The organism is Paraburkholderia sp. GAS42 (assembly GCF_050436565.1).
GTDB lineage: Bacteria > Pseudomonadota > Gammaproteobacteria > Burkholderiales > Burkholderiaceae > Paraburkholderia.
The window spans coordinates 514,985-527,253 of the sequence record NZ_JBNDML010000001.1 but is presented as its reverse complement, the minus strand read 5'-3'; the positions used below and the strand labels follow the sequence as shown (position 1 = coordinate 527,253).

10 protein-coding genes are annotated in these 12,269 nt (G+C 62.8%); 9 read left to right on the top strand and 1 reads right to left on the bottom strand.

Annotated features, from left to right (window positions below):
* Positions 1 to 163: 163 nt before the first annotated feature.
* On the top strand, positions 164 to 1,750 hold the full coding sequence (locus P3T16_RS02415) for an ABC transporter substrate-binding protein (RefSeq protein WP_429341032.1): 1,587 nt from the start codon (positions 164 to 166) through the stop codon (positions 1,748 to 1,750).
* Positions 1,751 to 1,844: 94 nt separating this feature from the next.
* Here P3T16_RS02415 and P3T16_RS02410 read toward each other — a convergent pair whose 3' ends face one another.
* Positions 1,845 to 2,915 carry an MBL fold metallo-hydrolase gene (locus P3T16_RS02410; protein ID WP_429341031.1) on the bottom strand — a complete coding sequence of 357 codons (1,071 nt, stop codon included), beginning with the start codon at positions 2,913 to 2,915 and terminating at the stop codon, positions 1,845 to 1,847.
* Between the two features lie 160 nt (positions 2,916 to 3,075).
* On the opposite strand from P3T16_RS02410, the gene P3T16_RS02405 reads away from it, so the two are divergent.
* The 8 genes from P3T16_RS02405 (at position 3,076) to P3T16_RS02370 (ending at position 11,584) form a co-directional block, all read left to right on the top strand.
* Positions 3,076 to 3,534 (top strand): MerR family transcriptional regulator, encoded by a 459-nt coding sequence (locus tag P3T16_RS02405; RefSeq protein ID WP_429341030.1) that lies wholly within the window; start codon positions 3,076 to 3,078, stop codon positions 3,532 to 3,534.
* A gap of 70 nt (positions 3,535 to 3,604) precedes the next feature.
* Positions 3,605 to 5,431 carry a bifunctional isocitrate dehydrogenase kinase/phosphatase gene (aceK, locus tag P3T16_RS02400; protein ID WP_429341029.1) on the top strand — a complete coding sequence of 609 codons (1,827 nt, stop codon included), beginning with the start codon at positions 3,605 to 3,607 and terminating at the stop codon, positions 5,429 to 5,431.
* A gap of 81 nt (positions 5,432 to 5,512) precedes the next feature.
* Positions 5,513 to 6,289 carry a carbonate dehydratase gene (gene can, locus P3T16_RS02395; protein ID WP_429254949.1) on the top strand — a complete coding sequence of 259 codons (777 nt, stop codon included), beginning with the start codon at positions 5,513 to 5,515 and terminating at the stop codon, positions 6,287 to 6,289.
* Entirely contained in the window at positions 6,282 to 7,475 is a 1,194-nt protein-coding gene (locus tag P3T16_RS02390; protein ID WP_429254950.1) for an acetyl-CoA C-acetyltransferase, read from the top strand. Before can ends, P3T16_RS02390 begins: the two co-directional genes overlap by 8 nt.
* An 89-nt stretch (positions 7,476 to 7,564) precedes the next feature.
* Positions 7,565 to 8,242 carry an SDR family oxidoreductase gene (locus P3T16_RS02385; RefSeq protein WP_429341028.1) on the top strand — a complete coding sequence of 226 codons (678 nt, stop codon included), beginning with the start codon at positions 7,565 to 7,567 and terminating at the stop codon, positions 8,240 to 8,242.
* Positions 8,243 to 8,257: 15 nt separating this feature from the next.
* Positions 8,258 to 9,388 (top strand): acyl-CoA dehydrogenase family protein, encoded by a 1,131-nt coding sequence (locus P3T16_RS02380; protein ID WP_429341027.1) that lies wholly within the window; start codon positions 8,258 to 8,260, stop codon positions 9,386 to 9,388.
* 7 nt (positions 9,389 to 9,395) lie between these two features.
* Positions 9,396 to 9,848 (top strand): YchJ family protein, encoded by a 453-nt coding sequence (locus P3T16_RS02375; RefSeq protein WP_429341026.1) that lies wholly within the window; start codon positions 9,396 to 9,398, stop codon positions 9,846 to 9,848.
* A gap of 464 nt (positions 9,849 to 10,312) precedes the next feature.
* Positions 10,313 to 11,584, top strand: coding sequence for a dienelactone hydrolase family protein (locus P3T16_RS02370; protein WP_429341025.1), 1,272 nt, complete (start codon positions 10,313 to 10,315; stop codon positions 11,582 to 11,584).
* Positions 11,585 to 12,269: the final 685 nt, after the last annotated feature.

Below are 12,269 nucleotides of genomic sequence, written 5' to 3'. Positions count from 1 at the left end.
TTTCTCCCAGGCGGGCACGCCTCGTCGCACCCAGTCGCACCACGCGCCCGCAGCGAAAAAGATTCACAATAAAGCGGCCTGCATCAGCTGCCATCTATTTCATCGCAGCGCCATTGCAACGAATCAGACGCACTGCCTGACCACGTTTGTTATCGGAGATCCTATGCGCTTCAAACTGCTCGCTGCCGCCCTGCTCGCTACAGCGCCCGCGCTCGTCCTCGCGAAGCCGCTGACTGTCTGCACGGAATCGAGCCCGGACGGCTTCGACGTCGTCCAGTTCAACTCGCTCGTGACGACCAACGCGTCGGCCGATGTGATCTTCAACACGCTCGTGTCGTACGACGAAGCCGCGAAGAAAATCGTGCCCGCGCTCGCCGACAGGTGGGATGTGAGCGCCGACGGCCTCACCTATACGTTCCATCTGCGCCCGAACGTCCAGTTCCAGACCACCGACTACTTCAAGCCGTCGCACGCACTGAACGCCGACGACGTCGTCTTCACGTTCGGGCGCATGCTCGACGACAACAATCCGTGGCACAAGGTGGCGGGCGCAAGTGGCTTCCCGCATGCGCAGTCGATGGGTCTCGTGAAGCTGGTGAAAGCCGTCACGAAGGTCGATGACAACACAGTCAAGTTCGAGCTCAATGAGCCGAACGCGACTTTCGTGCCGATTCTCTCGATGGGTTTCGCGTCGATCTATTCCGCCGAATACGCCGACCAGTTGCTGAAGTCCGACAAGCAGGTCGACCTGAACGCGAAGCCGATCGGCACGGGCCCGTTCGTGCTGAAGAGCTACACGAAAGACGCCGTGATCCGCTATGACGTGAACCCGTCGTACTGGGGCGCGAAACCGAAAGTCGATCGCCTGATCTACGCGATCACGCCGGACGCCTCCGTGCGTGCACAGAAGATCAAGGCGGGTGAATGCCAGATCGCGCTGTCGCCGAAGCCGCAGGACGTCGCCGATGCGAAGACCGACAAGTCGTTGAAGGTCGTGCAGACGCCCGCCTTCATGACGGCGTTCGTCGCGCTGAACACGCAGAAGAAGCCGCTCGACAATCCGAAGGTGCGTCAGGCGCTGAACATGGCGTTCGATCGCACGACGTATCTGAAGACTGTGTTCGACAACACGGCATTGCCCGCCGTGAATCCGTATCCGCCGAACACGTGGAGCTACGACAAGGCGATCCAGCCCTATCCGTACGACGTCGCGAAAGCGAAGAAGCTGCTCGCCGATGCAGGTGTCGCGAACGGCTTCGAGACGACGATCTGGGTGCGCCCGAACGGCAGCGTGCTGAACCCGAATCCGAAGGCGGGGGCGGAACTGTTGCAGGCCGACTTCGCGAAGATCGGCGTGAAGGCGGACGTGAAGGTGATCGAATGGGGCGAGCTGATCAAGCAGGCGAAGCAGGGCCAGCACGATACGCTCTTCATGGGCTGGGCCGGCGACAACGGCGACCCGGACAATTACCTGTCGCCGCTCTTCAGCTGCGACGCGGTGAAATCGGGGATCAACTTCGCGCGCTATTGCGATCCGCAACTCGACAAGCTGATCGAGGAAGGCAAAGCGACGCCAGATCAGGTGAAGCGCGCGAAGGCGTATGAAGCCGCGCAGAAGATCATCCACGATCAGGCGCTGTGGATTCCGCTCGGGTATCCAACCGCAGCTGCGCTGACGCGCACGAACGTGAGCGGTTATAGCGTGAGTCCGTTTGGCCGGCAGAACTTTGCGACGGTCGTCGTGCAGTAATCCTGCAAGAACGCTTTAGCAAGGCGCAAAAAAACCAGGCCCGTCGTTGGGCCTGGTTTTTTTATGGGCTGCTATTTGTCACGGCGTCATGGCGTTAAGCCGAAAAACGGATCACACCATCCTGATCGTGCTGTCGCTTCAGTTCACCCGCAAGCCACAGCAAATGCAGATGCGCGAGCGCCTCGCCCATCGCGAACGTGAGCTGATGGATGTCGAGTTGACGCCTGAACATCAACGGCACGATATCCGCCGCGCTGTGCGGCTTTTCTGCGCAGGCGGCGCGCACTTCGGCAAGCCGCGCGTCGTGATGGTCACGCAGCTGTCCAATCCGCGTGTGCACGCCGCGAAACGGCTTGCCGTGCGACGGCAGTACGAGCGTATCGGGCGCCATCGTCTCGTAGCGGCCGAGCGATTCCAGATACAGCGCAAGCGGATTGCCTTCCGGCTCGATGTCGAACACCGACACGTTCGTCGAAATACGCGGCAACACCATGTCGCCGGAAATCAGCGCGCCGGTTTCCTCGCAATGCAGCGCGCAATGTTCCGGCGAATGCCCCAAACCGGTCACGACGCGCCACGTGCGGCCACCGATCGCCAGCGCATCGCCTTCGCGCATCCGTCGATATTGCGCCGGCATGGAAGGCACCAGATTCGAGTAATAGCTCGTGCGATTGCGCAACTGGTCGATCGACGCTTCGTCCGTCAGACCGTGGCGCGCGAAATGCGCAGCCGCGCGCTCGCCACCGGCGTTCGAGCCGTCGCCGGCCGCCATCACACGGCCGAGCATGTATTCGCCGAGCGAGATCCACAGCCGCACGTCCCAGCGTTTCTGGTCGCCGCCTGTGCAGATCCAGTTGGCAAGCCCAAGGTGATCCGGATGGCAATGCGTGACGATCACGCGGAGCACGGGCAGGCCTTCCAGCGCTGTGTCGAACACCTTTTCCCAGTTCGCCTTGATCGTCTCGCTGGCGACGCCGCAATCGACGACCGTCCAGCCCTCACGACCGTCGATTTCATCGCGCAGCAGCCACAGATTGATGTGGTCGAGCGCGAACGGCAGTGGCATGCGCAACCAGCGCACGCCAGGCGCGACGTCGAGGGCGTGGCCGGGTTCGGGAAGCGTGTCGCGGAAGGGATAGTCGAGCTGGTGTTCGAGAGCGTTCATCGTGGGTATCTGTCCTGGGGCTTTCCTGGGTGTCATACGTGATGGCGCGCTCGCCGTTCGCGGCGGTGTTGCGCTTTGTCGAGGTTGACGATAACGTAAACGTCCAGCTTACGTCCAATCCGCTTTTCGCTTTAGGCCGGTCACTCACGGAACAGCCACGATGAACACGCAATACACCATCACTGAACTGGCGCGCGAATTCGACGTCACACCGCGCGCGATCCGCTTCTACGAAGACCAGGGTTTACTCTCGCCGAGCCGTGAAGGTTCGGGCGGCCTGCGCCGCGTCTATTCCGGGCGCGACCGCACGCGTCTGAAGCTCACGTTGCGCGGCAAGCGGCTCGGCTTCACGCTGTCGGAAATCCGCGCCCTGCTCGATCTGTACGAATCGCCGACCGATACCGTGCCGCAACTGAACGCGTTTCTCGCGACGGTGACAAGCCATCGCGAAGTGCTCGAACGCCAGCTGGAAGACCTGAACGCGACGCTCGAAGATCTCGCGCAGTACGAAGCGCAGGCGCGCGCGCTGCTGGAAGGCGGCGCACGTCCGGTTGCCCGGGAAGCGGACACCGCCGGGTATCCGGCGGCCCGGCAATCCGGCCAGAAAGCGGCGCACTAGCTTCGGCGACGCTGCCCGAACGATACAATTACAGGTGTCTCCACGACATTAAAACGCACGCACAGTCGGTATGAATCAATTTCCCAAACTGCTTTCGTCGCAGATCGGCTTCGATGTCGCGCAGACCATGCTCGAGGGATTTGATCGTCATTACCGGATCTTTCGCGAGGCGGCCATCCACGCAAAAACGCTGTTCGAGGCCGGCGACTGGCTCGGGCTGCAGAAGCTCGCCCGCGAGCGCATCACGTCGTATGACGAACGCGTCGAGGAATGCGTCGTCCTGCTCGAAGACGAATACGACGCCGAAAACATCGACGATGAAGTCTGGCAGCAGATCAAGCTGCATTTCATCGGCCTGTTGACGCGGCATCGTCAGCCCGAGTGCGCGGAGACGTTCTTCAATTCCGTGTGCTGCAAGATCCTGCATCGCTCGTATTTCAACAACGATTTCATCTTTGTGCGGCCGGCCATCTCGACCGAATATCTCGAGAACGACGAACCCGCCGCAAAGCCGACGTATCGCGCGTATTACCCGGGCAAGGATGGCCTCCACGCGACGCTCGAACGCATCGTCACGAACTTCCAGCTGGAGCCGCCGTTCGAGGATCTGACACGCGACGTCAGCTGCGTGATGCAGGCCATTCGCGACGCGTTCGGCAACTTCGAAGAAGCGGCCAACTTCCAGATTCATGTGCTGTCGTCGCTGTTTTTCCGTAACAAGGCGGCGTATATCGTGGGGCGCATCATCAACGGCGAGGCGGTGCTGCCGTTCGCGTTGCCGATACGTCATACACAGCCAGGCGTGCTGGCGCTCGACACAGTCCTGCTCAAGCGCGACCAGCTGCTGATCATCTTCAGCTTTTCGCACTCGTACTTTCTCGTCGATATGGAAGTGCCGTCGGCGTACGTGGCCTTTCTCCGCACGATCATGCAAGGCAAGCCGAAAGCCGAAATCTATACGTCGGTCGGTTTGCAGAAGCAGGGCAAGAACCTGTTCTATCGCGACCTGCTGCATCACCTGAAGCATTCGAGCGACCGGTTCATCATCGCGCCCGGTATCAAGGGGCTCGTGATGCTGGTGTTCACGCTGCAGTCGTTTCCCTACGTGTTCAAGCTGATCAAGGACAATTTTCCGCCGCCCAAGGAAACCACGCGCGAGAAGATCCAGCAGAAGTATCAGCTCGTCAAACGACACGACCGGGTGGGTCGCATGGCCGACACGCTCGAATATTCGAGCGTCGCACTGCCGCTGTCGCGTCTCGACGACGCGCTGATCCGTGAGCTCGAAAAGGAAGTGCCGTCGATGCTCGAATACGAAGACGGCAATCTCGTCATCAAGCATCTGTATATCGAGCGCCGGATGGTGCCGCTAAACCTTTACTTGCAGAACGGCACGGATGCCGACGTCGATCACGGCATCAAGGAATACGGCAACGCGGTGAAGGAACTGATGCAGGCGAACATCTTCCCTGGCGATATGCTGTACAAGAACTTCGGCGTGACGCGCCACGGGCGCGTCGTGTTTTACGACTACGATGAAATCGAATATCTGACGGACTGCAACGTGCGCGCCGTGCCGGCGCCGCGCAACGAGGAAGACGAACTGTCGGCCGAGCCGTGGTACTCCGTCGGCCCGCACGACATTTTCCCGGAGACGTACGGCACGTTCCTGCTCGGCGATCTGCGCGTGCGCGAGAGCTTCATGAAGCACCACGCCGATTTCTTCGACCCTGCGCTATGGCAAACCCACAAGGAGCATCTGCTCGCGGGCGAACTGCCCGACTTCTTCCCTTATGACCCGAGCATGCGATTCTGCAACCGCTATCCGGACCGCTTCTGCGTCCCGGACACAAAGCTGCAGAACGCTGACGGCGAGCGAGTCGCGCGTGTCGCATGAACTTCACGCGCAATCCGCTTCGCCCGTCCATGCTGTTATGACACTGGGCGCCTGAGCTGCCCTGAACCTGACCCGACGCATATGAATACGACCGTACAACCTCCTGCCAACCCGCTCTCGCATCTGTTCGACAACAACGAGGTGTGGGTTGCACGCAAGCTCTCCGAGGATCCGGAATATTTCTCGCGACTCGCGCATCAGCAGACGCCTGAATACCTGTGGATCGGCTGCTCCGATTCGCGCGTGCCGGCGAACCAGATCATCGGCCTGCCGCCGGGCGAAGTGTTCGTGCATCGGAATATTGCGAACGTCGTCGTGCATACGGACCTGAACTGTCTGTCGGTGATCCAGTTTGCCGTCGATCTGCTGAAGGTCAAGCACATCATGGTCGTCGGTCACTACGGATGCTCGGGCGTCGGCGCGGCACTGCACGGACGACGCATCGGCCTCGCCGACAACTGGCTGCATCACGTGCAGGACGTGCGTGCCAAACACGCGGCGCTGCTCGAGGAATGGCCGATGGGTGAAGCGCGTCACCGGCGCCTCGTCGAATTGAACACCATCGAGCAGGTCGTCAACGTATGCCGCACGACGATCGTCAACGACGCGTGGGCGCGCGGTCAGGAACTCACCGTACACGGCTGGGCGTACGGCGTGCACGATGGTCGCGTGCGCAATCTCGGCATGACGACCAGCGCGCCGGAAACGCTCGCTGCAACGTACGAACATTGCGTGGCCGCTGTATCGGCGAGCCGCGCGCACGAAGCCGACAACGACGTCGTCGCCGCCGATGCTGCGAAGCTCGGCGATGTGCCGGCGATCGTCGAAGGCGTGATCAAGGAGCTGAAACATGAGTGAGACACAACGCGATCCGGTCGTGATCGTTTCGGTGGCGCGTACGCCGATGGCCGCATTTCAGGGCGATTTCGCCGCGTTGACGGCGCCGCAGCTCGGCGCGGTCGCGATCAGGGCCGCCGTCGAACGCGCCGGATTGAAGCCCGGGCAGGTCGAGGAAGTGGTGATGGGCTGCGTGCTGCCCGCGGGCCAGGGTCAGGCGCCGGCGCGGCAGGCCGCGCTCGGCGCGGGCCTGCCACTCGCCACCGGCAGCACGACCGTCAACAAGATGTGCGGCTCCGGCATGCGCGCGGCGATGTTCGCGCATGACATGCTGGCGGCAGGTTCGGTCGACGTCATCGTCGCGGGCGGCATGGAGAGCATGACGAACGCGCCGTATCTGCTACCGAAGGCGCGCGGCGGCATGCGCATGGGCCACGGTCAGGTGCTCGATCACATGTTCCTCGACGGCCTCGAAGACGCCTACGAAAAGGGCCGTCTGATGGGCACCTTCGCCGAGGAATGCGCGGGCTCGTTCGACTTTTCGCGCGAGAAGCAGGACGCGTTCGCGATCGAATCGCTGCAACGCGCGAAGCGTGCGAATGAAGACGGCTCGTTCGCATGGGAAATCGCGCCGGTCAAAGTGGAAAGCCGCAAAGGCGACGTGACAATCGGGCGCGACGAGCAGCCATTCAAGGCCAACCTCGACAAGATTCCGACGCTCAAGCCCGCGTTCAGCAAAACCGGCACGGTGACGGCGGCGAATTCATCGTCGATCTCGGACGGCGCGGCGGCGCTCGTGATGATGCGCGAATCGACCGCGAAACAGCTGGGCGTGACGCCGCTTGCGCGCGTCGTCGGTCATACGACGTTTGCGCAGGAGCCGGCGAAGTTCACGACGGCGCCCGTCGGCGCGATCCGCAAACTGTTCGAGAAGAACGGCTGGCGCGCGGACGACGTCGATCTGTACGAGATCAACGAAGCGTTCGCGGTCGTCACGATGGCCGCGATGAAGGAACACAACCTGCCGCACGACAAGGTCAACGTGAACGGCGGGGCGTGCGCGCTGGGTCATCCGATCGGCGCGTCGGGCGCACGCATTCTCGTCACGCTGATCGGCGCGCTGAAGCAGCGCGGGCTGAAGCGCGGCGTCGCGAGCCTGTGCATCGGCGGTGGCGAAGCGACAGCGATGGGCGTCGAACTGGTGTAAGGGTCGTTGCGCGTGCAACGTGATGGCGACGTCGGCACGGACCCGCGTGGGACTGAAACTGGAAACGCAAACGCGAAAGAGGTCAGCAGATGAAAACAGCGTTGATCGTGGGTGCGTCGCGCGGCATCGGTCGCGAGTTCGCCCGGCAGTACAAACGTGCGGGCTGGCGCGTGCTGGCCACCGCACGCGACGATGCCGCGCTCGACGCGCTGGCCGGCCTGGGCGCGCAGACCTTCCCGCTCGACATCACCGAGCCTGAAGAGATCGCCGCACTCGGCTGGAAGCTCGATGGCGAACCGCTCAACGCGGCGGTGATCGTCGCGGGGGTGTACGGTCCGCGTACGGAAGGCGTCGAAACGTTCACCGCCGAAGATTTCAATCACGTGATGACCACCAACGTGCGCGGACCGATGCAGCTGATCCCGATCCTGCTGCCGCTCGTGGAGGATGCGGGCGGCGTGCTCGCGGTGCTGTCGAGCAAGATGGGCAGCATCAGCGACGCGAGCGGCACGACGGGCTGGCTGTATCGCGCGAGCAAGGCGGCACTTAACGACGCGCTCAAGATCGCCTCGCTCGAAACCACCCGCGCCACGTGTCTGGCGCTGCATCCTGGCTGGGTGCGCACCGACATGGGCGGCGCGCAGGCGGCGATCGATCCGGAACGCAGCGTCGCCGGCATGCGCGACGTGCTGGCGCAGGCCGCCGGCGCACGCGCTGCGTTCAATGGCCGCTTCTACCAGTACGACGGCACGCCACTCGAGTGGTGAGGAGACGAAACAACCATGGTGCTTGATCAGGACCATCAGATGATCCGCGACGCGGTTCGTACCTTCGTGCGCGAAGCCGTGACACCGCACGCCGCGCAATGGGATCGCGACCGCACGTTTCCGAAGGACGTGCATCGCCAGCTCGCGGGGCTGGGCGCATACGGCGTGCTCGTGCCGGAGGAATACGGTGGCGCGGGGCTCGACGCACTCGCGCTCGCGGTGATCCTCGAAGAGATCGCGGCGGGCGACGGGGGCACATCGACGGCGATCTCGGTCAACAACTGCCCGGTCTGCAGCATCCTGCTCACGTACGGCAACGACACGCAGAAACGTGACTGGCTCACGCCGCTCGCGCGCGGCGAGATGCTCGGCGCGTTCTGCCTGACGGAGCCGCAGGCCGGCTCGGATGCTTCGGCACTGCGCACCACGGCCACGCGCGACGGCGACGCGTACGTGCTGAACGGCGTCAAACAGTTCATTACGAGCGGGAAGCATGGCGACGTCGCGATCGTGATGGCCGTCACCGATAAAAACGCGGGCAAGCGCGGCATCAGCGCGTTTATCGTGCCGACATCGACGCCGGGCTACGTAGTTGCGCGCATCGAGGAGAAGCTCGGGCAACACTCGTCGGACACTGCACAGATCATCTTCGAGAACTGCCGCGTGCCGGCTGCGAACCTCATCGGCGCCGAAGGTGAAGGCTACCGGATCGCGCTATCGGGCCTCGAAGGCGGACGCATCGGCATCGCTGCGCAAAGCGTCGGCATGGCACGCGCGGCGTTCGAAGCGGCGCTCGCGTATGCGAAGGAGCGCGAGAGCTTCGGCCAGCCGCTCTTTTCGCACCAGGCGGTGCAGTTTCGCCTCGCCGACATGGCGACGCAACTCGAAGCCGCGCGGCAACTGATCTGGCACGCGGCCGCGTTGAAGGACGCCGGCCAGCCGTGCCTCACCGAAGCGGCGATGGCGAAGCTGTTCGCTTCGGAAGCCGCGGAGCGCATCTGTTCCGCCGCGTTGCAGATTCATGGCGGCTACGGTTACCTGAGCGACTTCCCTGTCGAGCGGATCTATCGTGACGTACGCGTGTGCCAGATCTACGAAGGCACGAGCGATATCCAGAAGATCCTGATCGCGCGCGGGCTGACCTGATCCTTCGATGACGCTCCCTGCCTCGACGACTGAAAGACCGTCAGATTGCCCTTGCGGCGGCGCCGCACCCAATGCGCGCAGCGACGCGAAGCCGCCGCGTTTTACTCAGTGTTGCGGCCGTTTCATCGACGGCGGCGAAACCGCACCGACCGCGCTCGAACTGATGCGCTCGCGCTATAGCGCGTACGTGCTCGGCGAAACGGCGTATCTGCGCGCGACGTGGGCACCGCAAACCTGCCCCGCGGACCTCGACGCCAACCCCGACGCCGCCGATGCGCCCCGCTGGCTCGGACTGCAGATCAAACGTTTCGCGCCCATCGACGCCGATCACGCGGAGGTCGAATTTATCGCGCGTTACAAGGTTGGCGGAAGGGCGCACCGGTTGCACGAACTCAGCCGCTTTCTGCGTGGCGACGATGGCCGGTGGCGCTATGTCGACGGCGATGTAAGCGAACGCTGATTTCGGTCAGCTTACGGATATTTCTGACGAGGTTGGCGCATTCCTTCGTGGCCCTCAAATTCGCCGATATTTCCTGTGGGCCCCGCACCACATCATCTGGCGGGGCCAGAGCGGCTGCGGGCCGCGCCCCTCCTCGTTTTCCGCATTTGCGTGACCTGCCTGGGCGGATGTACCACCCTGGTCCGGGGGTTCTCCTGCATTGCACAAAGATAATTTGTCGTGCCAGGATGCCCCTGTGGATCTTGCAGCGTCGGCTTTTCGCTGGCGCTTGAATAACGGCGTGAGCGGTCTGCGCGCCGGCCGGCTTTCGGTTCATCCCGTACGAAATCAAACCGTGTGCGAGCGCCTTTGCGCCACATACGTGAGACTCTTTTGCGCTCAAAAGGGCGTTGAAATGGATTCGTCAGGTCGGGCCGCAAGCGTGGCAGTTCTCAGGTGGCGTCTAAGGCAGGTGGGCAGAGCGGATGGTGTTCAGGAACATTTTGACCGGATGGATCGTCATGGCGTGTGCGACGCTTGCCGCATCGCCGGTCTGCGCCGATCCGCTTCACGACACCCCGGCTGGACCGCTTGCAAGCGCTCACGTGCCGCGCATTGCCCTCGATGACGCATACCTTCCCACGGTTCCCGCCAGTCTGAATGAGCAGATCATCAGCATTCCAGCGGATGCATCGGGCTCGATCGCACTCGAAACGACGATCTACAAGCCGGACGGCGCGGGCCCGTTCCCGATGATCGTCTTCAACCACGGCAAGATCCACGGCGATCCGCGCACCCAGGAGCGCAGCGATCCGCTGCCGCTCGCCCGCGAATTCGTGCGACGCGGCTATGTCGTCGTGGCGCCGAACCGCCGCGGTTTTGCCGGATCGGGCGGCACCTACGAGCAGGACGGCTGCGACGTCGCGCGCAATGGGCTCGGTCAGGCAGCCGACGTCGCGGCGACCGTGAGCTTCATGTCGAAGATGCCGTACGTCGACGCGACGCATATTGCGGTGTCCGGCACATCGCACGGCGGGCTGGCGACGATTGCATACGGGCCGGAAGCGGCGTCCGGTGTGCGGGCGCTGATCAATTTTTCGGGTGGATTGCGGCAGGATTCGTGCACCGACTGGCAGGGCAACCTCACGCAGGCGTTCGGCGATTACGCGGAGAAGACGCGTGTGCCTTCGCTGTGGCTGTATGGTGACAACGATTCGATCTGGCCGTCGGCGCTGGTCGGGAAGATGTACACCGCGTACGTGGAGCATGGCGCGAGCGCGAAGATGATCGATTTCGGCGCGTACAAGAATGACGCGCACCGACTGGTGGGCGATCGCGACGGCGTGCGGGTGTGGTGGCCGGCGGTCGAGGCGTTCCTTGCACGGGTCGGGATGCCGACGGGCATCCAGTATCGGGTCGCGGATCCGGCGCCGCCGAAGCCGACGGGTTTTGCTGCTATCGATGCAGTGGACGCTGTGCCGTTTCTCGATGAAGCGGGACGGACTGGGTATCGGAACTTTTTGCACCAGTATCCAAGCCGGGCGTTTGCTGTTTCGGATTCCGGATCGTGGTCGTGGGCCGAGGGTGGCGATGATCCTATGTCGGTGGCAGTCGCAAACTGTCAGAAGCATAGTGCCGATGCTTGCCGGCTTTATGCTGTGAATGATGCCGTTGTCTGGAAGGACCCTGCCGGGTCGCAGACGGCTTCTGGGTCTTCTGATTCTGACGAGAAGGGGGCGCTCGCTAGTCGCGAGTGAGGGTTGGTTTTTTTTGCCTTTTCTTGTTGGGCTTTCTCTTTGGCCTTTCTCGTTGGCCTTTCTCTTTGGCCTTTCCTTGTATTCATGTCGGTCTATTGGCGTCGCCCCTGTGCGGGGCGGCACCTACTTTTCTTTGTCCTTGCCAAAGAAAAGTAGGCAAAAGAAAGGCGCCGAAAACTCGTCCGTTCCGGAGTGTGTCGCTGCCGGGGAATGGCACCCCATGAAGGGTCGCCCCCGCGCTTCACACGGCATGGGTCCGCGCACGATCCGATCTCTCGCGCAGCACCGCTCGTGACACAGGGCTCATTCATCCGACTCCGCACTTCGTGCGTCGCCGCCAGGTGCGCCCACATCTGCATGCTGCCTCGCATCGCCGAAGTCAACTAACCCGCGTAGTTTTCGTGTCTGGCCGCAACTCACGCGCCGCAGACAACGATCAGCTTTCCATCCAGATCACCCCAACGAGACTTGCACCGCGTGGCGCCGTGAATGTCGACTGGCGGTCAGCGGTCAGGAGTGTAGTCCCAGGCAAATCTGTCCGCGACGCACGCAGTGCGGAGTGGGGTGGATGAGCCCTATGTCACAAGCGGTACTGCGCGGGGGATGGTCTCGTGCGCGGACCCATGCCGCGTGAAGGGCGAGGGCGACACTTCATGGGGTGCCATTCCCCGTGTGCGACACAATC

Bases quoted from the DNA above. Each gene is read 5' to 3' on its own strand.
- P3T16_RS02415 (WP_429341032.1), top strand. From the start codon at position 164: ATGCGCTTCAAACTGCTCGCTGCCGCCCTGCTCGCTACAGCGCCCGCG.
- P3T16_RS02410 (WP_429341031.1), bottom strand. From the start codon at position 2,915: ATGAACGCTCTCGAACACCAGCTCGACTATCCCTTCCGCGACACGCTT.
- P3T16_RS02405 (WP_429341030.1), top strand. From the start codon at position 3,076: ATGAACACGCAATACACCATCACTGAACTGGCGCGCGAATTCGACGTC.
- aceK (WP_429341029.1), top strand. From the start codon at position 3,605: ATGAATCAATTTCCCAAACTGCTTTCGTCGCAGATCGGCTTCGATGTC.
- can (WP_429254949.1), top strand. From the start codon at position 5,513: ATGAATACGACCGTACAACCTCCTGCCAACCCGCTCTCGCATCTGTTC.
- P3T16_RS02390 (WP_429254950.1), top strand. From the start codon at position 6,282: ATGAGTGAGACACAACGCGATCCGGTCGTGATCGTTTCGGTGGCGCGT.
- P3T16_RS02385 (WP_429341028.1), top strand. From the start codon at position 7,565: ATGAAAACAGCGTTGATCGTGGGTGCGTCGCGCGGCATCGGTCGCGAG.
- P3T16_RS02380 (WP_429341027.1), top strand. From the start codon at position 8,258: ATGGTGCTTGATCAGGACCATCAGATGATCCGCGACGCGGTTCGTACC.
- P3T16_RS02375 (WP_429341026.1), top strand. From the start codon at position 9,396: ATGACGCTCCCTGCCTCGACGACTGAAAGACCGTCAGATTGCCCTTGC.
- P3T16_RS02370 (WP_429341025.1), top strand. From the start codon at position 10,313: ATGGTGTTCAGGAACATTTTGACCGGATGGATCGTCATGGCGTGTGCG.